This window comes from Streptomyces sp. NPDC094448 (assembly GCF_044763775.1).
In the GTDB taxonomy this organism is placed as follows: Bacteria; Actinomycetota; Actinomycetes; order Streptomycetales; family Streptomycetaceae; genus Streptomyces.
In genome coordinates, this window is the sequence record NZ_JBIWGU010000001.1 from 506,297 (window position 1) to 529,187 (window position 22,891).

Annotated in this window: 18 protein-coding genes and 1 riboswitch; of the genes, 10 read left to right on the top strand and 8 right to left on the bottom strand. The window is 74.2% G+C overall.

What is annotated here, in order from left to right:
- Position 1 precedes the first annotated feature (1 nt).
- From ACIQ9E_RS02015 to ACIQ9E_RS02030, 4 genes are all read left to right on the top strand, one after another.
- Positions 2-562, top strand: a complete 561-nt coding sequence (locus tag ACIQ9E_RS02015) for a GTP-binding protein (RefSeq protein WP_403700456.1) — start codon at positions 2-4, stop codon at positions 560-562.
- Between the two features lie 10 nt (positions 563-572).
- Positions 573-1,928: a cytochrome P450 gene (locus ACIQ9E_RS02020; RefSeq protein ID WP_403700459.1), complete on the top strand. Its 1,356-nt coding sequence runs from the start codon at positions 573-575 to the stop codon at positions 1,926-1,928.
- Positions 1,929-2,174: 246 nt separating this feature from the next.
- Positions 2,175-3,281 (top strand): cytochrome P450, encoded by a 1,107-nt coding sequence (locus tag ACIQ9E_RS02025; protein WP_403701295.1) that lies wholly within the window; start codon positions 2,175-2,177, stop codon positions 3,279-3,281.
- Positions 3,278-4,114, top strand: a complete 837-nt coding sequence (locus ACIQ9E_RS02030) for an enoyl-CoA hydratase/isomerase family protein (RefSeq protein WP_403700462.1) — start codon at positions 3,278-3,280, stop codon at positions 4,112-4,114. Before ACIQ9E_RS02025 ends, ACIQ9E_RS02030 begins: the two co-directional genes overlap by 4 nt.
- Before the next feature lie 60 nt (positions 4,115-4,174).
- Here the strand turns inward: ACIQ9E_RS02030 and ACIQ9E_RS02035 are convergent, their stop codons facing one another.
- Positions 4,175-5,083, bottom strand: coding sequence for a hypothetical protein (locus ACIQ9E_RS02035; RefSeq protein ID WP_403700464.1), 909 nt, complete (start codon positions 5,081-5,083; stop codon positions 4,175-4,177).
- A complete protein-coding gene (locus ACIQ9E_RS02040; RefSeq protein ID WP_403700467.1) occupies positions 5,080-6,102 on the bottom strand; it encodes an SPFH domain-containing protein in 1,023 nt (340 codons plus the stop codon). The genes ACIQ9E_RS02035 and ACIQ9E_RS02040 overlap by 4 nt, the downstream gene beginning before the upstream one ends.
- 529 nt (positions 6,103-6,631) lie before the next feature.
- On the opposite strand from ACIQ9E_RS02040, the gene cbiE reads away from it, so the two are divergent.
- From cbiE to ACIQ9E_RS02055, 3 genes are read left to right on the top strand one after another with little or no spacing between them, the layout of a single operon-like run.
- A complete protein-coding gene (cbiE, locus tag ACIQ9E_RS02045; RefSeq protein WP_403700470.1) occupies positions 6,632-8,044 on the top strand; it encodes a precorrin-6y C5,15-methyltransferase (decarboxylating) subunit CbiE in 1,413 nt (470 codons plus the stop codon).
- Positions 8,041-8,790 (top strand): precorrin-4 C(11)-methyltransferase, encoded by a 750-nt coding sequence (cobM, locus tag ACIQ9E_RS02050; protein ID WP_403700473.1) that lies wholly within the window; start codon positions 8,041-8,043, stop codon positions 8,788-8,790. The genes cbiE and cobM overlap by 4 nt, the downstream gene beginning before the upstream one ends.
- 31 nt (positions 8,791-8,821) lie before the next feature.
- Positions 8,822-9,604 (top strand): cobalt-precorrin-6A reductase, encoded by a 783-nt coding sequence (locus ACIQ9E_RS02055; protein ID WP_403700477.1) that lies wholly within the window; start codon positions 8,822-8,824, stop codon positions 9,602-9,604.
- Between the two features lie 441 nt (positions 9,605-10,045).
- Here the strand turns inward: ACIQ9E_RS02055 and ACIQ9E_RS02060 are convergent, their stop codons facing one another.
- The 3 genes from ACIQ9E_RS02060 to cobG form a co-directional block, all read right to left on the bottom strand.
- Entirely contained in the window at positions 10,046-11,542 is a 1,497-nt protein-coding gene (locus tag ACIQ9E_RS02060) for a precorrin-2 C(20)-methyltransferase (RefSeq protein WP_403700479.1), read from the bottom strand.
- Positions 11,539-12,171 (bottom strand): precorrin-8X methylmutase, encoded by a 633-nt coding sequence (locus ACIQ9E_RS02065; protein WP_403701298.1) that lies wholly within the window; start codon positions 12,169-12,171, stop codon positions 11,539-11,541. Before ACIQ9E_RS02065 ends, ACIQ9E_RS02060 begins: the two co-directional genes overlap by 4 nt.
- A 62-nt stretch (positions 12,172-12,233) precedes the next feature.
- Positions 12,234-13,553, bottom strand: a complete 1,320-nt coding sequence (gene cobG, locus ACIQ9E_RS02070) for a precorrin-3B synthase (protein ID WP_403701301.1) — start codon at positions 13,551-13,553, stop codon at positions 12,234-12,236.
- A gap of 103 nt (positions 13,554-13,656) precedes the next feature.
- A riboswitch (cobalamin riboswitch) is annotated at positions 13,657-13,732 on the top strand.
- Between the two features lie 53 nt (positions 13,733-13,785).
- Here cobG and cobN point away from each other — a divergent pair.
- On the top strand, positions 13,786-17,391 hold the full coding sequence (gene cobN / locus ACIQ9E_RS02075) for a cobaltochelatase subunit CobN (RefSeq protein ID WP_403700482.1): 3,606 nt from the start codon (positions 13,786-13,788) through the stop codon (positions 17,389-17,391).
- A gap of 220 nt (positions 17,392-17,611) precedes the next feature.
- On the opposite strand, the gene ACIQ9E_RS02080 is transcribed toward cobN, so the two are convergent.
- Both ACIQ9E_RS02080 and ACIQ9E_RS02085 read right to left on the bottom strand, forming a co-directional pair.
- Positions 17,612-18,253: a DUF1326 domain-containing protein gene (locus tag ACIQ9E_RS02080; protein ID WP_403700485.1), complete on the bottom strand. Its 642-nt coding sequence runs from the start codon at positions 18,251-18,253 to the stop codon at positions 17,612-17,614.
- Positions 18,254-18,601: 348 nt separating this feature from the next.
- Entirely contained in the window at positions 18,602-19,618 is a 1,017-nt protein-coding gene (locus ACIQ9E_RS02085; protein WP_403700488.1) for a helix-turn-helix domain-containing protein, read from the bottom strand.
- A 448-nt stretch (positions 19,619-20,066) separates the two neighbouring features.
- Here ACIQ9E_RS02085 and ACIQ9E_RS02090 point away from each other — a divergent pair, with 448 nt between their 5' ends.
- Complete coding sequence (locus ACIQ9E_RS02090) at positions 20,067-20,258, top strand: hypothetical protein (RefSeq protein WP_403700490.1); 192 nt, start codon at positions 20,067-20,069, stop codon at positions 20,256-20,258.
- Between the two features lie 78 nt (positions 20,259-20,336).
- Positions 20,337-21,485, top strand: a complete 1,149-nt coding sequence (locus tag ACIQ9E_RS02095; RefSeq protein WP_403700493.1) for a winged helix DNA-binding domain-containing protein — start codon at positions 20,337-20,339, stop codon at positions 21,483-21,485.
- Between the two features lie 45 nt (positions 21,486-21,530).
- Here the strand turns inward: ACIQ9E_RS02095 and ACIQ9E_RS02100 are convergent, their stop codons facing one another.
- Complete coding sequence (locus ACIQ9E_RS02100; protein ID WP_403700496.1) at positions 21,531-22,820, bottom strand: diaminopimelate decarboxylase family protein; 1,290 nt, start codon at positions 22,818-22,820, stop codon at positions 21,531-21,533.
- Between the last annotated feature and the right edge of the window lie 71 nt (positions 22,821-22,891).

The following is a 22,891-nucleotide window of genomic DNA, read 5'->3' on the forward strand; positions in this document are numbered from 1 at the left end:
CGTGTACCTGGATCCAGGCGTCTCCACCGCGGTGAAGATCCTTGTGGTGGGACACTTCGGGGTCGGCAAGACCACCTGCATCGGCAGCATCTCCGAAATCGAGCCCCTCCAGACCGAGGAGGAGATCACCGAGGCCAGCGAGGGCTTCGACGATCTGTCGAGCACCCCCGACAAGACGACGACCACCGTCGCCATGGACTTCGGCCGGCTCACCCTCAGCGATCAGGTGGTGCTCTACCTCTTCGGGACCCCCGGACAGGAGCGTTTCAAGGAGATGTGGGAGGAGCTGTCCCGGGGAGCCCTGGGCGCGCTCGTCCTCGTCGACCCGGAACGGCTCTCCGAGTCCTTCCCGGTCCTCGACCTCGTGGAGAGCTTCGGACTGACGTACGCGATCGGCGTCAACCACTTCCAGACCCACCCGGCCTACCCGCTGGAAGAGGTGCGCGAGGCCCTGAACCTCAGCGCGGAAACCCCCGTCGTCGCCTGCGACGTCCGGGACCAGCGTTCGTCCGCCCAGGCCCTCATCACCCTCGTGAACCACCTACTCTCACTTCTCGACTAGGAGAATCGGCATGCAGCAGCACCCCGAATCCGGGATACCCGCCGGCTGCCCCGCGCACGGCAACATCCCGCTCTACGGGCCCGCCTTCGGCTCCGACCCCGAGGGCCACTACGCCTCCCTGCGCTCCTTCGGGCCCAGCGCCCCCGTCGATATCGCCCCGGGCGTCCAGGTCGAGCTGGTCACGAGCTACGACGCCGCCCTGTACATCCTCCAGAACCCGGCCACCTTCGTCCGCGACGCCCGCCGCTGGAACGCCGTCCACGAGGGGCGGCTGCCCGAGGACAGTCCGGCGGTGCCGATGATGGCGTACCGCCCCAACACGCTGTTCACCGACGGCGCGGCCCACGCCCGGCTGCGCCAGGCCGTCACGGACAGTCTGGCCACGGTCAACGAACTCCAGCTCGTCCGGCAGACGCAGCAGTCCGCCGCCTATCTGATCGGGCAGTTCGGCGCCGCGCCCGAGGGGCAGGCGGAGCTGATGGCCGACTACGCGCAGCCGCTGCCCCTGCTGGTCTTCAGCGATCTGTTCGGCTGCCCGCCCGAGATCGGCGACCGGGTCATCTCCGGTGTCACCGGTATCTTCAGCGGCACCCCGAACGCCGACCACATCCTCGGCGGGGCGATCACCGAGCTGATCGACCTCAAGCGGCGCCACCCCGGTGAGGACCTCACCACCCGGCTGATGAACCACCCGGCCCAGCTCACCGACGAGGAAGTGCTGCATCAGCTCGTGGTGCTGCTGTCCGGCGGTACGGCACCGCTGGCCGCCGCCATCGGCACCAGCACCGCGCTCTATCTGGGCGAGTCCTGGCAGGCGGGTCTGCCGGTCGAGGACGCGGTCTCCCACACTCTGTGGAACTACGCCCCGATCGCCAACTACGCGACGCACTTCCCGGTCCACGACGTCGAGATCGGCAACCGGACCGTCCGGGCCAACGACCCGATCACGATCTCCTTCGCGGCGGCCAACACCGATCCGCGGCTGACCGTCCACCGGGAACAGCTCAGCGCGAAGGCCCATCTGGCCTTCGGCGCCGGACCGCACACGTGCCCCGCCAAGGACCCGGCGTTCATGATCACGGTCGCCGCCGTCGAGTCGCTGCTGAACGGGCTGCCCGATGTCGAGATGCGCGTTCCGTTCAAGGATCTGAACTGGGCCTCCTCGCCCTGGACCCGCACCCTGCTGGGTCTCCCGATCCGCTTCACCCCGCGGGCCCCCGCTCCGCCGCGGACCGAGCCCGCGCACGCCGTGCCCCGTCCGCACGCGGCCCCGCACCGGTCCGGAACCGCACACGGTACGGCCCGTCAGCAGCAGCCGAAGGCAGGCCTTTTCAGCCGTTTTCTGGCCTGGACTCGGGGCGAGTGACGTAAGTTACGTTTTGTAGTCCCTTGCTGACGGATGGAATTTGGACGGCATGGGTACTTATGGCGGCTGACCCTGCAGAAAGGATCCGTCACCGTGAAGGCCTGCCCTCCTTCTCCGGTCAGCCGCCGTACCGCCGTCACACTCTTCTCCCGACTACGGACCGCGAAGGGGCAGAGCAACCCCTATCCGATCTACACGGATCTCGGTTCGCTGGGGCCCGTTTTCCCAGCTCCGTGGGGTGGTCACCTGATCACCGGGTTCGATCTCTGCGACGAGGTGCTCCGCGACCGCGCCTGGCTGGAACCCGACCGCCGCTGGCGTAGCCGCCAAGGCGGTGGTACCCGCTGGGATACCCCCTCGTCCACCGAGATGGGCTACACCCTGCTGGTGCTCAACCCGCCGGACCATACGCGGATGCGCCGCGTTTTCGGCTCTTTCGACCGCACCACAATCGGCCGGATCGGCGAGACGGTCGAGAGCGTGACCGGTGGACTACTGGACTCCGTAGTCGATCGGGTGTACAGCGGCGGCGAGGCCGATCTGGTCGACCTGGTCTGCGAGGAGCTGCCGGTCCGCACCATCGGCGCGTGGCTCGGTCTGCCCGCCGGCGATCTGGCGCGGCTGCGGGAGCTGACCCACGACCAGGTCTTCACCCAGGAACTGCTGCCGTCCGCGCGCCAGCTGGCGCTCTCCGATGCGGCGACCCCCGAACTGCGGGCCTACTTCAGGAACCTGGTCCGGGAGCGGCGGGCCCGCCCCGGGGACGATCCCGTCTCCCGGTGGATCGCCGCCTGGGACGCCACGGAGCAGCACCCCGATCCCGACCGCTCCGACGAAGCGGTCTACTACCTGACACTGTCCGTCTTCCTCGCCGCTCTGGAGACCACCTCCTCGCTGCTGTCCACCACGGTCCGGCTGCTTCTCGAAAACCCCGAATGGTGGGAGCGAATAGCGGGGGCGCCCGAACTGGCGCCCGGCTTCGTCGAAGAGACCCTCCGCTACGATCCGCCGACCCCGGTGGTCACCCGGGTCGCCCGTGACGACACGACCCTCGACGGCATCGAGATGCGCCGGGACGAGGTGGTCCATCTGATGCTCGCGACGGCCAACCGCGATACCGCGAAGCACCGGGACCCGCATCGGTTCGACCCGCTGCGCAAGCCGGGCGGCCATCTCGCCTTCGGGGGCGGCATCCACTACTGCCTGGGGGCACCGCTGGCCCGTCTCGAAGCCCAGACCGTACTCCGCCAACTCACCCAGCGCCTGCCCCGTCTCGCCCTCGCCCGCCGCCCGACCTGGGCGCCGAGGGTGGCGTTCCGGCGCCTGCTGAATCTGGATGTCGCCCTCGTATGACGACCATCAGCCGTACGCCCCCGATCTCCGATCCGGTCTCCCGCCCGCCGTCCGATCCGCCGTCCGAGCGGGCGGACGGGCGGTCGGACGGTGTCGTCGCCCTCCCGGTGCCGGCCGTTTCGGAGAACGGACCGGTGCTCCACGTCGACCTGAATCCCGGGGGCGGCGACAGCCTTCTCCAAGTGGCCGCGCTCGACCGTCTCGTCACCCTCTTCGACAGCCTCCACGAACGGCCCGGGGTCCGCGCCGTCGTCCTGTCGTCGTCGGGTGACGACTTCAGCCTCGGCGGCGACCGCCGGGAGTACCAGGCGGCTCTGGACACGGATCCCACCGGTACGTCCCTGCGCCGCATCCTGGACCGCGGACACCGGCTCTGCCAGGCGCTGGAGAACAGCCATGTGGTGACGATCGCCCGCCTGCACGGCAGGGTCGTCGGCCAGGGCCTCGCCCTCGCCTCCTTCTGCGATCTGCGCGTCGCGGCGGACACCACCCGTTTCCGGCTGCCCGAACTCGGGCTGGGAATGCCGCCGGCCTGGGGCGGCGTCCTGGGCCGGCTGATCTCGGAGGCGGGCGCGGCCCGGATCCGTGAACTCATGCTCACCAGCGAGGCCTTCGACGCGGCCACCGCGCGGCAGCTCGGCCTGCTGCACAAGGTCGCCCCGTACGACGAACTGGACCAGGCGGTCGCCGCCTGGACCCGGCCCATCTCCCGCCGCTCCCCGGAGGCCCTCACCCTGACCAAGCGGATGTTCGCCGGGTACGCGAGGGCGGACCGGACGGCCGATGTCGGACTGCTGGACGCCCACCTCATGGCCGCACAACTGCGGCAGTAGTACGGGTACGCCGGGTGGTGGGGGGCATCCCGCTCCCGCCACCCGGCGCCCACCCGGGCCTCAGACCAGCAGCCGCAGCCGCAGCCCGGCGAGGCCCAGCCGGACCGTCTGGCCCCAGGTCAGCACCAGGGCGTCGCTCTCGACACCGTCCCCGAACGCGACCAGACGGTCCGACTCCACGGTGAGCCGGAGCCGTTCGCCGTGGATTAGGGCGCCTTCGACCAGGGAGGTGCCGGTGGCGGGTGACGGCCACGCCTCCCGGACGTACCAGACCAGCCGGGGGTCCGTCGGAGCCGGGAGGACCGTCGCCCCGCCGCGCTCCCGCCACAGCGAACGCAGCCAGCCGGTCGCCCCCGTCCCCGTACCGACCAGCACCCCGGACGAGGCCTGGACCTCCTCCGGGCCGGGCTCCCGCCCCCGCTCCGGGGTGCCCAGCCGGTAGCGGGCCGTCTGATGGCCCGGTGCGCCGAGGTAGATCTCGTTGAGCGCGCAGAGCCGCTGGCCGTCGTCGGCAACCGCCTCCACCATGCTCAGCTCCTCGCACACCGGCCGGCCGGAGACCGCCGACTCCAGGAGTGCGGCGGTGTCCTCGCAGCGGTGGCGTACCAGCACCCCGAGGCCCCGGCCCGGTTCGGGATCGACGCCCACCACGGGCTGCCCGGTCAGATACTTCGCGGTGTTGGCGACCAGACCGTCCGCGCCGACCACCACGACCACGTCCTCGGGGCCGAAGAGGAAGCGGTCGAGCTGCCCCCGCTCCACCCGCGCCCGGCGCCAGTTCAGCGGGATCCCCGCGGCCGTCCGGGCCAGGGCCCGCCGGACCGTCTCGTGCCGTTCGGCGGCCTCGTCGAGGCTCCGGCCCCGGGAGGAGAGGAAGAACGCCGCCTGCCCCGCTGTGCCGTGCCGGGCCAGCAACTCCTCGTACTCCGTGGTCCGGTGGACCAGGACTGCCCGGGGCGCCAGGCTCACGCCCCGGCCTCCTGCCCGGCGCCGCCGTCCCGGCCCAGCCTTGCCAGCAGACCCGTCAGCACGTCCGGCGAGACGGTCAGACTGTCGATGCGCGGCAGGTTCTCCGCCAGCCGGGCGGCGGTCAGCGCCCGCAGCGCCGCCGGGTCGGCCCCGCCGTGCGCCCGCAGCCGGGCCGCCTCGGCCGCCGCCCGGGCCTCACCGACCTCCCGCAGGGCCGCCGCCTCCGCCCCGGCGAGCCGTACCGTGCGCGCCGCCTCGGCCTCCGCCCGTACCGCGTCGGCGGCCGCCTGCTCCTCGGCCTCCCGGCGGGCGTTGGCGCCGCGCTGCTCCACCAGACGCTCCTCCTGACGGGCCAGTTCGATCCGGCTGGCCAGTTCGTTCTCGGCGATGGCGCGCTCCCGTTCGACGGCTACGGCGCGGCGTTCGTAGGTGGCCCGGTCGGCCTCCTGCTGGATGCGTTCGCGGGCCGGGGTGCGCAGCGCGCGCTCGACCTCCGGCTCCGGGCGGATCGCGATCACCCGGACCCCCACCACGGTGAGCCCGGTCTGCGCCAGCCGGGTTTCGGCGGCGAGCCCGGCCGCCATCCGCTCCCGTACCGCGGACACCCCGTCGACCAGCGCGGCGGCGAGCGGCGTACGGGAGAGCACATCGAGGGCGTGCTGCTGGGCGGTCTCGGAGAGCAGGGTGGAGAGCTGCGCCAGCGGGGCGCCGCGCCAGACGCCCGTGTCCGGGTCGACGGAGAAGTCCAGCCGCTCGGCGGCGACGGCCGGATCCCCGATCCGGTGGACGACGGTGGCCTGGACGGTCACGTCCTGGAAGTCGGCGGTCCTGGCGTGGAACGCCATGGACTCCTCGCGGTCGCCGACCGGGATCTCTTCGAGCGCGGCGGACAGGGCCCGGTACCAGAAGCCGAGCCCCGGCCCGTCGTGGACGAGCTTGCCGCCGCGGTGGTGCCGGATATACGAGGTGGGCGCGGAGCGCAGATGGCGCCAGCCGAGACGCCGGGTGATGTCGGCCATGCGGATACCCCTTTTCGTCTCATTGACATTAATGGCCCGCGCCGGTATTCGTCAAGGTGACGAGATGGGGTTCGGGGGGAGCGGCTCGCGCCCTACCCTCCGGGCCCTCCGGGCGAGTGCGGGCACCGTCCGCCCGGAGGGGCGGCGCCCGCGGATTCCCGGTCCTGCGGCTCGGCGGAAGGCGCGCCCCGCTCGGCTGCTTGCCCGGGGGCCGGCGAAAGGCGGTGCGGATCCCCCGTACCCCGGGGGGCTTTGGGCCAAGGGGAAAATGGAGAAAGCACCCTCGCGGCCCCCCGCACCCGGGGGCTGCCTCTTCGGGCCGTACCACGCGGCGGCAGCCCAGGGGGCGTACCTCCACCCGGGGCCCGAAGGGCACCGCGGGAGAGCGCGGGCCCGGCGTCGCGGGCCGGGCGGCATCCGGCGGACCCGGCCCGGAGGCCCGGGATCCCGTACCCCGAGCGGTATCCCGCAGGTCGGAGCCCCGTAGAGTGCGTCCCCGATGCCCTTACGGACTCCGAGGTGCCGCGCAGTGACCCCCGCCCCACCCTCATCGGCCGACGCCGCCGTCACGGCCGCGGCGGTGACCGTCGTCGGCATCGGCGCCGACGGCTGGGACGGTGTCCCCGGCGCCCACCAGGCGGAACTCCTCGATGCGGAGGTCCTCATCGGCGGTCCGCGTCAGCTCGGGCTGCTGCCGCCGGAGTGCGCCGGGCAGCGGATCCCCTGGCCGTCACCGCTCCGGCCCGCCGTACCCCGGCTGCTCGCCGCCCACTCCGGCCGCCGGATCGCCGTACTGGCCAGCGGCGACCCCATGTTCTACGGCATCGGACGCGCTGTCACCGAGGTACTGGGCGCCGGAGCCGCCCGGATCCTGCCGCACCCTTCCTCCGTCTCGTACGCCTGCGCCCGTCTCGGCTGGCCCGCCGAGGACGTCGAGGTCGTCACGGTCGTGGGCCGCCCCACGGCCCGGATCGCGGCCGCCCTGCACCACGGCCGCCGGCTGCTGGTGCTGAGCGCGGGCGCCGCCACCCCCGGGGAGGTCGCCGCCCTGCTGCGGGACCGCGGTTTCGGGCCCAGCCCGGTACGGGTCCTGGAACGCCTCGGCGGCCCCGGGGAGCGGACGACCGGAGCGGTGACCGCCGACGGCTGGCCCGACGCGGCCCCGCCGGGCGACCCGCTGAACATCGTCGCCGTCGAATGCCGCCGCGCCCCGGGCGCCCTGCGCCTCGGCGCGGTCCCCGGCCTGCCGGACGCGGCGTACGAACACGACGGCCAGCTCACCAAGCGGCATGTGCGGGCCGTCACCCTCGGCGTGCTGGCACCGGCCCCCGGCGAACTCCTCTGGGACGTCGGCGGCGGCTCCGGCTCCATCGCCGTGGAATGGCTGCGGACCCATCCGTCCTGCCGGGCGGTCTCCGTCGAACGCGATCCGGTACGGGCCGAACGCATCGTCCGCAACGCCGAGCGGCTGGGCGTCCCCGGGCTGCGGGTGGTGACCGGCGCCGCGCCCGGCGCCCTCGCCGGACTGCCCCGGCCGGACGCGGTGTTCATCGGCGGCGGCCTCACCGCCCCCGGACTGCTGGACGCCTGCTGGGAGGCGCTGCCGCCCGGCGGACGGCTGGTGGCCAACACGGTGACCCTGGAGTCCGAGGCGCTGCTGGCCGCCGCCCACCGCCGCCACGGCGGTGAACTGGTGCGGCTGGCGACGGCTCGCGCGGTGCCCGTGGGCGGTTTCACCGGCTGGCGGCAGGCGATGCCGGTGACCCAGTGGGCGGTGGAGAAGACGTCGAGCACCCCCGAAGGGGCCGGGTTCCCCCGCGGCTTCGGGGCCTCCGCCGAGCCCGGGGCGACAGGCAGCACAGGCAGCACCGGCAGTACGGAAGCGGCACCGGACCCGGCGGTCACCGCAGGACCGGCAGGAACGGCAGGAGCAGAGATATGACCGTGTACTTCATCGGCGCCGGGCCCGGCGCCGCCGATCTGATCACGGTGCGCGGTGCCCGGACGCTCGCCGCCTGCCAGGTCTGTCTGTACGCGGGAAGCCTGGTGCCCCGCGAACTGCTGGCCGAATGCCCGCCGGACGCCCGACTGGTGGACACCGCGCAGCTCGACCTGGACGCGATCACCGCCGAGTTCGTCCGCGCCCACGAGGCGGGGCACGACGTGGCCCGGCTGCACTCCGGGGACCCGTCCGTGTTCAGCGCGGTCGCCGAGCAGATGCGGCGGCTGGACGCGGCGGGCATCCCGTACGAGGTCGTGCCCGGCGTTCCGGCCTTCGCCGCCGCCGCGGCGGCGCTGAAGCGCGAGCTGACGGTCCCGACGGTCGGCCAGACCGTCGTCCTCACCCGCATCTCCCAGCGGGCCACGCCCATGCCGGAGGGCGAGGACCTCGCCACCCTCGGCCGCAGCGGCGCCCTGATCGTGCTGCATCTGGCCGCGCGGTACGCGGACCGGGTGGTGGCGGAGCTGCTGCCGCACTACGGAGCCGACTGCCCGGCCGCCGTGGTCGCCTACGCCTCCCGGCCCGACGAGCTGATCATCCGCGGCACGCTCGACGAGATCGCCGGGAAGGTGAAGGAAGCGGGGGTGCTGCGGACGGCCGTGATCATGGTGGGCCGGACGCTGGGCGCGGAGCAGTTCCGCGACAGCCACCTCTACTCGCCGGAGCGGGAACGGCACAGTTGCTGAGGGAGACCGGAGTGCCGGGAACGGGTCTGCCGTGCACGTACTGATCCTGGGCGGCACCACCGAGGCCCGCACCCTGGCCGAACTGCTGGCGCAGACCCACCGTCCGCCCGGTCTGCGCGTGACGAACTCCCTGGCCGGGCGGGTGGCCGCGCCCCGGCTGCCGCCCGGCGCGGTGCGGATCGGCGGTTTCGGCGGAGCCGACGGGCTCGCCGACTGGCTCCGTACCCACGCGGTGGACGCCCTCGTCGACGCCACGCACCCCTTCGCCGGGACCATCAGCTTCAACGCCGCCCGCGCCGCCGCCGGTGCCCGGGTGCCGCTGCTCGCCCTGCGCCGCCCCGGCTGGACGGCGGGCGACGGCGACGACTGGCACGAGGCGGGGTCCCTGGAGGAGGCCGCGGCGCTGCTGCCCGGCCTCGGCAGCCGTATCTTCCTCACCACCGGCCGTACCGGTCTCGCGGCCTTCACCGGCCTCGACGGCCTGTGGTTCCTCGTCCGCTCGGTCGACCCGCCCGAAGGGCCGCGGCCGCCGTGCTCGGCCGTACTGCTCGACCGGGGCCCGTTCACCCTCGACGGGGAGCGGGACGTGCTGCGCCGCCACCGGATCGACGTGGTGGTCACCAAGGACAGCGGGGGAGCGGCCACCGCGCCCAAGCTGACGGCCGCGCGGGAGGCCGGGCTGCCGGTCGTGGTGGTCCGCAGACCCCCGGTGCCCGGAGCGGTGCCGGTGGTGGCCGGGCCGGAGGAGGCGGCCCGGTGGATCGCGGAGGAGTACGGGCGCCGACCGCGCCGCCCCGGCGGGCCGGGTCACTGACCGGCCGGAGGACGGGGCTTCACCGCGGGTCCGGCCCGGGACGGGGCGGCGGGGCTGCTGCCCGCACCAACCGGCGGGCGGTGCCGTCGTATCCAGAGCTTCTGGGGTACGCACGCCCGGCCGTGGCGGACCCGGACGGCACCCCGGCCCGGCCGGTACGCCACCGGTCCCGGCCCGCCCGCGCCCGCACCGGCGGTGAAGGCGCGGGACTTCCCTACGGGTCCGCTCCGGCGCGCGCGGGCCGACCGCTGGGCGCTGTCCGCAGCAACCGGCGGGCCGTGCTCCGTATCCGCACCTCCCGGAGGTCCGCCCGGCCCGGCCGTGCTTCCGCACCGCCCGGCCGCGCGGAGCCTGAGGGCCGCGCAGGCACGCCCCGGCACCGCAGCCAGGACTCCCCCGGAACCGGCCCGGAAGCCCGGGGCCGCCGCCCCGGACCTCCGGCTACTCCTCCGGATACCGGCGCGGCGTCCACACGACTTCCTCGCCGTCGCCGCGCCGTACCACCTGCGTCTGGGAGGACCCGACCAGCAGGATCGTCCGCATATCGACCTCGGCCGGGTCCAGATCCGCCAGCCTCACGATCCGCACCCGCTCGCCCGCGCCGCCCACGTCCCGGGCGACGACGACCGGAGTGTCCGGGGCCCGGTGCTCCAGAAGCAGTTCCCGTGCCTTGCCGACCTGCCAGGTCCGGCTCCGGGAACCGGGGTTGTACAGCGCCAGCACCAGATCCGCGGCGGCTGCCGCGCGCAGTCGGCCGGCGATGACCTCCCAGGGCTTGAGCCGGTCCGAGAGGGAGACCGTCGCATAGTCGTGGCCCAGGGGGGCGCCCGCCCGGGCGGCCGCGGCATTGGCGGCGGTCACCCCGGGCAGTACCCGTACCGGCACCCCGGTGTACTCCTCGGCGGACGCCGCCTCCAGCACCGCCGTGGCCATCGCGAAGACCCCGGGGTCGCCGCCGGAGACGACGGCCACCCGCCTTCCCTGCCGGGCCAGTTGCAGCGCGAACTCCGCGCGCTCCGCCTCGACCCGGTTGTCCGAGCCGTGGCGCCGCTGGCCGGGGCGGACCGGCACCCGGTCCAGATAGGTGGTGTAGCCGACCAGATCGTCGGCCGCGGCGAGGGCGCCGCGGCTCTCCGGTGTCAGCCAGAGCGGGCCCGCCGGACCGGTGCCGACCACGACGACCTCGCCGGGCCCCTCCGGTTCCCGTTCGGCCGCCCCGGTGCCGATCCGGCTCGGCACGACCGCCACCGAGAAGTACGGCACCGAATCCTCCGCCACCTCGGAGAGGGCGGCCAGCCGCTCCCCGGCCATGGTGACCCGCTCCGCGTACCGGGCCTCGGGCAGCCGTCCCGACTTCTCCAGGGCCCGGCGGACCTTGGGGAAGGTCCGCCCCAGCTTCATCACCACGGCCGCGTCGGTGGCGGCCAGACGGGCCGTCAGCTCCTCCTCGGGCAGGGTGCCCGGCAGGATCGTCAGCACCTCCTCGGCCTCCGCGAGCGGGGTGCCCAGCCGGGCCGCCGCCGCCGCTACCGAGGTCACCCCGGGGATCACCTCGGTCTCGTAGCGGTCCGCCAGCCGCTTGTGCATATGCATATAGGAGCCGTAGAACAGCGGATCGCCCTCCGCGAGCACCGCGACCGTACGGCCCGCGTCCAGATGCTCCGCGAGCCGGGCCGACGCCTCGGCGTAGAAGTCCTCCATCGCACCCCGGTAGCCGCCGGGATGGTCCGTGGTCTCGGTGGTCAGCGGATAGACCAGGGCCTCCTCGACCTGGTCGGCCCGGATGTGCTCCGCCGCGATGGAACGGGCGATGGACCGGCCGTGCCGGGCGCTGTGATAGGCGATCACCTGCGCCTCCGCGATGGCCTGTACGGCCCGGACGGTCATCAGGGACGGATCGCCGGGGCCCAGCCCCACCCCGTACAGCTTGCCGCTCATTCGTCCTCACTCGCGATCGCGTTCAGCGCGGCGGCGGCCATCGCGCTGCCACCGCGGCGGCCCCGGACGACCAGATGCTCCAGACCGGACGGATGGGCGGCCAGGGCGTCCTTGGACTCGGCCGCGCCGATGAAGCCGACGGGCACGCCGATGACGGCGGCCGGACGGGGCGCGCCCTCGTCGATCATCTCCAGCAGACGGAACAGGGCGGTCGGCGCATTGCCGACGGCGACCACGGAGCCCTCCAGCCGGTCGCGCCACAGCTCCATGGCGGCGGCGCTGCGGGTGGTGCCGAGCTGCGCCGCCAGGGCGGGTACGGCCGGATCGCCGAGGGTGCACAGGACGTCGTTGTCCGCGGGCAGCCGCTTGCGGGTCACCCCGCTGGCGACCATCTGCACATCGCAGAAGATCGGCGCACCCGCGTGCAGGGCCTCCCGGGCGCGGGCGACCACCCCGGGGGAGTGGGCGAGGTCGCGCACCAGGTCGACCATGCCGCAGGCGTGGATCATCCGGACCGCCACCCGGCCGACGTCGGCGGGCAGGGCCGCGAGGTCCGTCTCCGCGCGAATGGTGGCGAAGGACCGGCGGTAGATCTCCGCCCCGTCCTTCTCGTAGTCGTAGCTGGTCACGGTGTTCTTCTCGCTGCTCTCGGTCGTGTTCGCAGATGGTCGCAGTACGGCTGTCGTACGGCTCATGGGGTGATCGCCGCCAGGACGGCGGCGAGCCGGCCGGGGTCGGCCAGGACGGCGGTGCGCGGCGGAAGTCCCGCGGTGCTCCCGGTGACCCGGTAGCCGCCTTCGGGGACGGCGACCAGATCGATCCGGTCTCCCGGCGGGCGCCCGCAGCGGCGTTCGCAGCCGGACCAGTACAGCGGCAGGGGGGAGCGGCCGGCGGCGGCCAGACCGCGGACCGCGTCCGCCCGTACGTCGGACCGCGACTTGGCGCAGCCCGGGGCGCCGATACAGGCGCCGGTCCGCAGCCAGGGCGAGTCCGGGCCGGTGGCGAGACCGGTACGGGCGAGCCGGGCGAGCGCGGCCGACGCCTCCGCCGGGCCCAGCCCCGGGACGGGGACGACGAGCCCGCGCCACGGGGTCAGCCGGATCTCGCCCGCGGAGGTGGCGGCGGCGATCTCCGTGGCCTCCTGCCACTGCCCGGCCGTCAGCAGACCGAGGGGGGCCTGGACGCAGAGCGCGGACCCGGCGATCCCGGGGACGGGTGCCCCGGTGCGGTACGGGTCGCGGGGCAGCGGTCCGGGTACGGCGCCGATGCCGTGGTCCGCCAGGGTGCCGCGGATCCGCCGCAGCAACGCACCCGGCTCAAGGCCGAGTTCGGCGATGCGCCAGACCCGGTCCCCGGACTCCCGTACCCACTGAAGGAACGCTTCTGCAGTGAGCAGTGCCGCGCGCGGCGCCTCGTGCCCCGCGATCCGCAGCGCCTCGTCCGCCCCGCCCGCGGCGAGCAGCGCCGCCCCGGCGTCCCCGGCCACCGCCCGTACCGTCACATCGGCGCCCAGCGCCGCCGTGTCCCCGCGCCCGTCGTCGAGCGCGAACAGGAACCGGCCCGACAGCGCCCGCGCCGCCGGGCTCGCGCACACCGCCGCGTCCAGGGCCGTCAGCCAGGGCCGTACGTCCCGTACGCCCCGGCCGTCCAGACCGGACAGCGGCGAGGCGACGATATTGCGGACCCGCTCGTGCTGCGGCGACGGCAGCAGCCCGGCGGCGTCCAGTACGGCCGCCAGCTCCGCGCCGCAGCCGCCGCGCAGCCCCCGCAACTGCACATTGCCCCGCGAGGTCAGATGCAGCGCACCGTCGCCCAGCCGCCGCGCCGCGTCCAGCAGCGCCCCGGCCTGGACGGCGGTGAGCACACCGCCCGGCACCCGGACCCGGGCCAGCGCCCCGTCGTCCGCCTCGTGGAGCCTCAGGGTCCCCGGGCAGACGTCGCCCCGGTCCCGTGAGACCGCTGTGGCCTGGGACGACGGAGGGAAGGGGGCCGTGGACATGGCGGCGAGCATACCGACCATCACACCGGATGCACCCTCCACCCTGTTCGGCCGTGGCCCTTACTATGCTCCTCGGCGGACCATCCGGTCCGCCATCGCCGCGACGGCGACAGGGGAGGAAGCCCGGTGCGATTCCGGCGCGGTCCCGCCACTGTGAGCCCGCCCCCAGGGGCCGGGTGAGCCAGGAACTCCCGCCGTCCGACTACCGCCCGGGGCGCGGACCCCGAGGAAGGCCAGGCGCCGCATGATCCTGCTCCTGTCGACGTCCGACACCGACCTGCTCAGTGCGCGGGCGGCGGGCGGTCCGGTGCCGTACCGGTACGCCAACCCCTCCAGGCTCCCGCTGGACGACCTCCCGGCCCTCCTCGACGGCGCCGACCTCGTCGTCGTACGCCTCCTCGGCGGGCTGCGCGCCTGGCAGGACGGCTTGGACCTGCTGCTCGCCCCGGACGCCTCCGGCGCCGCCCGCCCGGTCGTGGTCCTCTCCGGCGAACAGGCCCCCGACGCCTCGCTGATGGCCGCCTCCACCGTCCCCGTCGGCATCGCCGCCGAGGCCCACGCCTATCTCGCCCACGGCGGCCCGGCGAATCTGGAGCACCTCGCCCGCTTCCTCTCCGACACCGTGCTCCTCACCGGCCACGGCTTCGACGCCCCCGCTTCCGCCCCCACCTGGGGGCCCCTGGAGCGCGCCCCCCGGCCGGGCAGTGCCGGACCGGTGATCGCGGTGCTCTACTACCGCGCCCACCACATGAGCGGCAACACCGGCTTCGTCCACGCCCTCTGCGATGCCGTCGAGGAGGCGGGCGGCCGCCCGCTGCCGCTGTACGTGGCCTCCCTCCGGGCCCCCGAATCCGAGCTGATCGACGCGCTGCGGGCCGCCGACGCCGTCGTCACCACCGTCCTGGCGGCAGGCGGCACCCGGCCCGCCGAAGCCTCCGCGGGCGGCGACGACGAATCCTGGGACGCGGGCCCCCTGACCTCCCTCGACGTGCCCGTCCTCCAGGCCCTCTGCCTCACCGGCTCCCGCTCGGTCTGGGAGGAGAACGACGAAGGCGTCTCCCCGCTCGACGCCGCCAGCCAGATAGCCGTCCCCGAATTCGACGGCCGGCTGATCACGGTCCCCTTCTCCTTCAAGGAGATCGACGCCGACGGCCTCCCGGTGTACGTCGCCGACCCCGAGCGCGCCGCCCGCGTCGCCGGGATCGCCGTCCGCCACGCCCGCCTCCGCCATATCCCCGCAGCAGACAAGCGGATCGCGCTCGTCCTCTCCGCGTATCCCACCAAGCACTCCCGGATCGGGAACGCCGTCGGCCTCGACACCCCCGCCAGCGCCGTCGCCCTGCTGCGCCGGCTCCGCGACGAGGGCTACGACTTCGGCGGCGCCGAGATCCCCGGACTCGCCTCCGGCGACGGCGACGAACTGATCCGCGCGCTCATCGAGGCCGGCGGCCACGACCAGGACTGGCTGACCGAGGAGCAGCTCGCCCGCAACCCGGTCCGGATCCCCGCAGCCGACTACCGGCGCTGGTTCGCCGCCCTCCCCGAAGAGCTGCGCACGGCCGTCGAGGAACACTGGGGCCCCGCCCCGGGCGAGATGCTCGTCGACCGCAGCGCCAACCCCGACGGCGATATCGTCCTGGCCGCCCTGCGCTACGGCAATCTGCTGATCGTCATCCAGCCCCCGCGCGGCTTCGGCGAGAACCCCGTCGCCATCTACCACGACCCCGATCTGCCGCCGTCCCACCACTATCTGGCCGCTTACCGCTGGATGGCCGCCCCGGCCGCCGACGGCGGCTTCGGCGCGGACGCCATGATCCACCTGGGCAAGCACGGCAATCTGGAGTGGCTGCCCGGCAAGAACGCCGGACTCTCCGCCGCCTGCGGGCCCGACGCCGCACTCGGCGATCTGCCGCTGGTCTACCCCTTCCTGGTCAACGACCCCGGCGAGGGCACCCAGGCCAAGCGCCGTGCCCACGCCACCCTCGTCGACCATCTCGTCCCGCCGATGGCCCGCGCCGACTCCTACGGCGATATCGCCCGGCTGGAACAGCTCCTCGACGAATACGCCCAGATCTCGTCGATGGACCCGGCGAAGCTCCCCGCCATCCGCGCCCAGATCTGGACCCTCATCCAGGCCGCCCGGCTCGACCACGACCTCGGTCTGGCGAACCGCCCCGACGACGACGGCTTCGACGATTTCCTCCTCCATGTCGACGGCTGGCTGTGCGAGGTCAAGGACGCCCAGATCCGCGACGGACTGCATGTCCTGGGCGCCGCGCCCACCGGGAACGACCGGGTCAACCTGGTCCTCGCCATTCTGCGCGCCCGCCAGATCTGGGGCGGCACCACCGCGCTGCCCGGACTCCGCGAGGCCCTCGGCCTCGACGAGTCCGCCGCCACCCGCACCACGGCCGACGCGGCCGAGGAACAGGCCCGCGCCCTGGTCCAGGCGATGGACGACGCGGGCTGGGACCCGGCGGCCGTACCGGCGGAGCACGGCGAGCAGGTCGCCGCAGTCCTGGACTTCGCCGCCCGCGAGGTCGTGCCCCGGCTGGCGGCCACCACCGCCGAACTCGACCACACCGTCCACGCCCTGAACGGCGGCTTCGTGCCCGCCGGCCCCTCGGGCTCGCCCCTGCGCGGACTGGTCAACACCCTGCCGACCGGCCGCAACTTCTACTCGGTCGACCCCAAGGCCGTCCCCTCCCGGCTGGCCTGGGAGACCGGACAGGCCCTCGCAGACTCCCTCCTGGCGCGCTACCGCGCCGACAACGGCGACTGGCCCACCTCCGTCGGCCTCTCCCTCTGGGGCACCAGCGCCATGCGCACCGCGGGCGACGATGTCGCGGAGGCCCTCGCCCTGCTCGGTGTCCGCCCCGTCTGGGACGACGCCTCGCGCCGGGTCACGGGCCTGGAACCGGTCCCGTACGAAGAACTGGGCCGCCCCCGGATCGACGTCACCCTGCGGATCTCCGGCTTCTTCCGCGACGCCTTCCCGCATACCGTCGGCCTCCTCGACGACGCCGTACGCCTGGTGGCCGGGCTCGACGAACCCGACGAAGCCAACTACGTACGCGCCCATGTCCGGGCCGATCTGGCCGGCCACGGCGACGAACGCCGCGCCACCACCCGGATCTTCGGCTCCCGCCCCGGTACCTACGGCGCCGGACTGCTCCAGCTCATCGACTCCAGGGACTGGCGCACCGACGCCGACCTCGCGGAGGTCTACACGGTCTGGGGCGGCTACGCCTACGGCCGCGGTCTCGACGGCAGGGCCGCCCGCGACGAGATGGAGACGGCGTACCGGCGGATCGCGGTCGCGGCGAAGAACACCGACACCCGCGAACACGACATCGCCGACTCCGACGACTACTTCCAGTACCACGGCGGCATGGTGGCCACGGTCCGCGCCCTGCGCGGCACCGCCCCCGAGGCGTACATCGGCGACTCGACCCGCCCCGAGACGGTCCGCACCCGCACTCTGGTGGAGGAGGTGTCCCGGGTCTTCCGCGCCCGCGTCGTCAACCCCCGGTGGATCGAAGCGATGCGCCGCCACGGCTACAAGGGTGCCTTCGAACTCGCCGCCACCGTCGACTACCTCTTCGGCTACGACGCCACCACAGGGGTCGTGGCGGACTGGATGTACGACAAGCTCACCGAGGAGTACGTCCTGGACCCGGTCAACCGGGACTTCCTCCAGCAGGCCAACCCCTGGGCCCTGCACGGGATCGCCGAACGGCTGCTGGAGGCGGAGTCGCGCGGTATGTGGGAGAAGCCGGATCCGGCGGTGCTTGAGGCGCTGCGCCAGGTCTATCTGGAGACGGAGGGGGAGCTGGAGGGCGAGGACTGACGTTCCCGCACCCGCGCGGGGACCGAGCCCCGGGGACCCGCTTCACCGGGCCCGCCCCGCCCCCCGGCGGGGCGGGCACCTCCCCGGACGAGCGGGCCTCCGGCCGCATTGCAGGCGGCCGGAGACCCGCTCTCAGATCGCCGGGTTCACGCCTCCGTCACCCGGACCGCCGCCCTCCCGGACCCGACGGCCGGCGGGGCTTCCGGGCTGCGGGGTCCGTTCACGCCTCGGGCCGCCAGTCGAACGGGAAGTGCTTGCTCGACCCGCCGCGGTACTCGGCGGAGAAGTCGAAGCCCTCGGCGCGGTCGTCGTCCACCACACCCCAGGTCGCGATCTGCCCCGGTCCCACCTCCGCCCCCGGGGCGTTGATCAGCTGCACCCGGCGGTTCGGGTCGGCGGTGGGCCCGGTCAGCGCGACGGCACCCACGCTCACCCGGTCGGAGACGGTCGCGCGCCAGTACGCGAGGTCGTCCGCGGCATCCCAGCGGATCGGGGCGTACTTCACATCACGGACCTCGGTGATCAGCGAGCCGAACTTGCCCGGCCAGCCGCCGACATTGCCGCGGAAGATCTCCTCCAGCGCGTCGCGCTGCTCCTGCGTCCCCTTCGCGTCGATGTAGAACATCGCCGTCATGGTGGCGTCGGGGTCGTCCACCCACATGTTCCCGTGGAACTCTCCGAGCGCCACGATGCCCAGGCCGTCCAGGCGCACCTCGCCGAAGTGCCCCTCGTGGATCTGCCAGACGAGCGTGAACCGGCAGGTGCCGCCGGTCGGAGCCTGCGCGAAGGTGCAGGGACAGGGCATCGAACAGCTGCAGACGTCGAACCACTCGCCCTTGAGGTGCCAATTCGTTTCGCTCATCGACCTTCCCTCCATTGTGATACCCCGGTGGGGTATGCATAAGGGGAGGCTAGGCCGCTGCCGTCGACCTGTCAAATACCCGTAGGGGGTATGTAGTTGGCGGAAAATCCCCTTGCGTTGGACCCCGGTGCGGTGGGCCCCGGTGCGGAGGCCTTCCGGCACCGGCGGCCCACTCCGCCCGCCGGGACGACGAACGGCCCCTGGTCCTGGCCTGTCCGGCCGCCGCGGCCGCCGTGGCCGAGTGCGCGGCGTGACAACCCCGCCCGGTCGGTGCCCGACCGGCCGGAGGGCGGACCGGGGCCCGCGCCCCGCCCGCCGTACACCGAACGACACCGGCGCGCGGCGGGCTCACTCGTGCGCGGCGCCCGCCCCCGTACACGCACGGCGGTACTCACCCGGCGTCATGCCGTAGGCCGCCCGGAAGGACCGGCTGAACTCGGGTGCCGTCAGACACCAGCGGGCCGCGACGGTCCCGATGGAGTGACCCGCCCAGCGGGGGTCGGCGAGGTCGGCGCGGGCGTGTTCGAGGCGCTGCCGCCGGATCAGCGACCCGACGGTGGTGTCCTCGTTCCGGAAGATCCGGTGGAGATAGCCGGTGGAGATGTGGTGGGCCGCGGCGACGGCGGACGGCGACAGGGCGGGGTCGCCCAGGTTCTGCTGGATGAAGGCCCTGATCCGCAGGACGGTCGTGGCCCGGTTGATGTGCTCGGGCAGGGCCGCGCCGTGCTCCGCCCCCTGGGCCAGTACGGCGGCCACGAGGTCCGCCACGGCCGAACCGAGCCGCGGCCCGTCGGCGAGCCGGTACTCGGGGAGGTCCTGGACGACCTGCCGGAGGAGGCCCGACAGCAGGGAGCCCACGCCGTGGGAGTCCGGTACGGGTATCCCCACGGAGCGGTCCGCGAGCCGCCGGGGCAGCGGCAGTACGGCCTTGGGCACCTCGACCCCGATCATCAGGATCCGGCCCCGGGCCGCCCCGGAGCGGATCTCCACCGGGCGTGAGGAGTCGCTGGTGTGGAAGGTGCCGGGACCGGCCCGCAGCGTTCGGTCGCCCCAGTCGGCCACCCCCTCGCCGCGGAGCATCAGGGTCAGATGGTAGCTCTCCGGGTCCGACTGGCGGATGAGCTTCGGGGTCCGGCGGAAGACCACGGGCGGGAAGGCCGCGGGCCACACCGTCACATCCCCCAGCCCGATGACGCGTTGACGCGCCAGGAAGTCGTCCGAGCGTTCGCTGCTCAGGTCCATGGGCGCATGGGTGCGGCTCAGCAGATCGCGCCAGTGGGCGAAGCGGTCCGGCGGGGCGAGGTGGCCGTTCGAGTACATGGCCGTGGGCAGCGGCACGGGTGCGGGCGGGTTCGTCCAGGACACAGCGGGCTCCTCTCCGGGGCGGTACGGGGGCGCGGTACACCGGTGTCGGGTTCACTCTGGCGCAAGAAACGTGTCACCGGATGCCAATGACAGTACGGCCGGCCGCGGGCGACCCTGTGGACGACAGGGACGCGCCTCCGGCGCCCGCGGTCCGTCACGGTTTCACCGGCATCCGGTATCCGGCGACCTGGACCGGACCGGCGTGCCCAGGAACTGCGGAGGAGGCACCGTGACCACCGATGACCGGAGCAGGAAGAGAGACGGGTGCCCGCACCGGTCCGCTCGTACCGCTCGTACTCCGCGCGGTGGCGGTGGGCGCCGCCCCGGGCCGTGGGAGCCGGGCCGGGCCGGGCGCCCCGTCCGGGCCGCCCGGATCCCCGTGTCCCACCGCGGTCCGGCCGCCGCCGGAACGGGCGGGCCCGCCGTTCCGGCGGCGCATCCCTGGTCCGTGCGTATCCGTTCGTTCCGTATCGCCGTCCTGGCCCTGATGTCCGTCCTGCTCACGGTGGTCGCGGCGCCGCCCGCGGCCGCCGCGCCCGGAGTCTGCTCCGGGCAGGGGAACCACGAGGTCCGGGTCCCCGGGCGTACTTCTTCCCCCAGCGCACCGAGCAGCCCGTCGTCCGAGTGCCGGCCGGGGTGACCGACAGGACAACCACGGCCGGACGTCCGATACCCCTTGCGGACCGAAACCGTCCGCAACGCCCGCTACGGTGCAGGCATGGCCCCGAAGGCAACCACGCCCGCGCCCGTCCTCGACGACCGCGCCCTCAACCGTGCCGTCCTCGCACGGCAGTTGCTGCTGCTGCGCGTCCCCCGGTCCGAGGCCGGCGTCGAGCAGGCCGTCGCCCGGCTCGTCGGGCTTCAGGCACAGAACGTCAGGCCCCCGTACTACGCCCTCGCCGCCCGGCTCGCGGACTTCGCCCCTGCCGAGCTGTCGGAGCCGATGGCCGACCGCAGGATCGTCCGGATCGTCACCCTGCGCTCCACCCTCCACACCCACACCGCCGACGACGCGCTCGCCCTCCGCCCGCTGCTCCAGACCGGCGGCCCCGACCGTGAGCTGAGAGCGTTCCGCGCCCGCGGCGGGCTCGACGGGGTCGACCTCGACCGGCTCGGGGCGGTCGCCCGGGAGCTGGTCGAGGCCGAGCCGCGGACCATGAAGGAGCTGCGGGACGCGCTGCTCGCCCACTGGCCGGACGCCGACCCGCCGTCGCTGTCGGTCGCCGCCCGCTGCCTCCTGCCGCTGGTACAGGTCACCCCGCGCGGACTCTGGGGACGGAGCGGGCAGGTGAGACTGACGACGGTCACCCACTGGCTGGGGCGCGAGCCAGGACCGCCCGCCACCCTGGACGACACCGTGCTGCGCTATCTCGCGGCCTTCGGGCCCGCCTCCGTGAAGGACTTCCGGACCTGGTCGGGACTGACCGGGACCCGGGACGCCTTCGAGCGGCTCCGCCCCGGTCTCGCGGCCTTCCGCAGCGTGTACGGCGCCGAACTCTTCGACCTGCCCGAAGCGCCGCGCCCCGGCGCGGACACCCCGGCGCCGCCGCGCTTCCTCCCCGAGTACGACAATCTGCTGCTCTCGCACGCCGACCGGCGCCGCGTCGTCGCCGACGACCGCCACGCGGGCCTCACCCGGAAGGGCAACCACTCCTGGCCGGTCTTCCTCGTGGACGGTTTCCTCGCCGGGATCTGGCGTCTGGACGAGGACCCGGGGACCGGGACGGCGGCGCTGGTGATGGAGCCGTTCGGCGAACCGTCCGCGCGGCGGCGGGCGGAGCTGACCGAGGAGGCGGAGCGGACCCTCGCCCTGCTCGCCCCCGGCTCCGCCGCGTACGACGTCCGCTTCGGGACGGTACGCGGCTGAACCGGCCCCGCGGCCCGGCGGTCCGGCCACCGCCCCGGGCCGATGTCACAGGCCGATGTCCCGCGCCCTCAGATCCTCGTACGTCTCCCGCCGCACCAGCAGCCTGGCCCGTCCGTCCCGGACGGCGACCACCGGCGGGCGCCCCGCCGCGGGGCAGCCGGGCGCCGCCGGTACCCGGCAGGCCCCGGACCCGGGGAGCGCCAGCAGATCCCCGGGCCTTACGTCCTCAGGGAGTTCGACACCGTCCGCGAGTACGTCCCCCGGGCCGCCGGCACGGCCCACCACGGTCGCCGTCCGCATCGGCGCCGAGGACACCCGGCCGATCATCCGGACCGACGGCGCCGGGCCGGGGCCGTCGTCCCGGCCGCCGTCGACGGCGACCAGCGTCCGGCCGCCGGGCGTCCGCCCGATCGCCAGGACCCGGTGGAGCGCCACCCCGGCCGGTGCCACCAGCGAACGGCCCGGCTCGACGGTGATCCGCGGTACGGGGAGATCGGACTCGGCACAGGCCCGCAGCAGTTCGCCCTGGATACGGCGGGCGTACGCGCCCGGCGCCCGGGTGGCCCCGAAGCCGCCGCCGAGGACCAGCTCCGGCAGGGCGACGCCGCTCCGCTCCCGGATCCGTGCCAGCAGGGCCACCAGCCGGTGTACGGCCCGCGCGTACGGCTCCGGGGACAGGGACGCGGCCCCCGAACCCGGCTCGCAGTGGAGGCCGACCAGGTGCAGACCGGGCTGCCCCAGCACCCGGGCCGCGGCGTCCTCCGCCTCCCCGCCCGCCGCCGATACTCCGAACTCCCCCTCCGCCCCGGCCCCCGGCCGTACCCGGATCAGTACCTGCTGCGGCTCAGGCCCCGGGACCTGCGACGCCATCCGGGCGATCTCGCACGGCGAGTCGATGACGATCCGGCCCACCCCGAGCCGTAGCGCGGTCCGCAGATCCCGCGGCGACTTCGCGGCGCCGTGCAGCACCATCCGGTCAGCGGGAAATCCGCGGGAGGCCGCCAGCTCCAGCTCTTCCGCGGAGCGTACGGCCAGACCGAGGCCCTCATCGGCCATCCAGTCCACCACCGCCCGGCAGAGGAACGCCTCCGCCGCATAGACCACCTCGGCGTCCGGCAGCGCCCGCCGCCAGGCCCTGGCCCTGCCCCGTACCTCCTCCTCGTCCAGTACCCGGACGGGCGTGCCGTACCGCTCGGCGAGCCCGGTCAGCGGCACACCCGCCAGGGCGATGTCCCCGCCGGGGCGGGCCACGGCCGACGCGGGCCACACCGGGGGACCGGCGAACTCGGGGAACGACACGGGCGCGGACACCGGTATCGCGGGTACCGCCGTCATCCGTACACCTCCGGAAGGGACAAGGGACAAGGGACAGGGGACAAGGGACAGGCAGGGGAGCACGAGGGAAG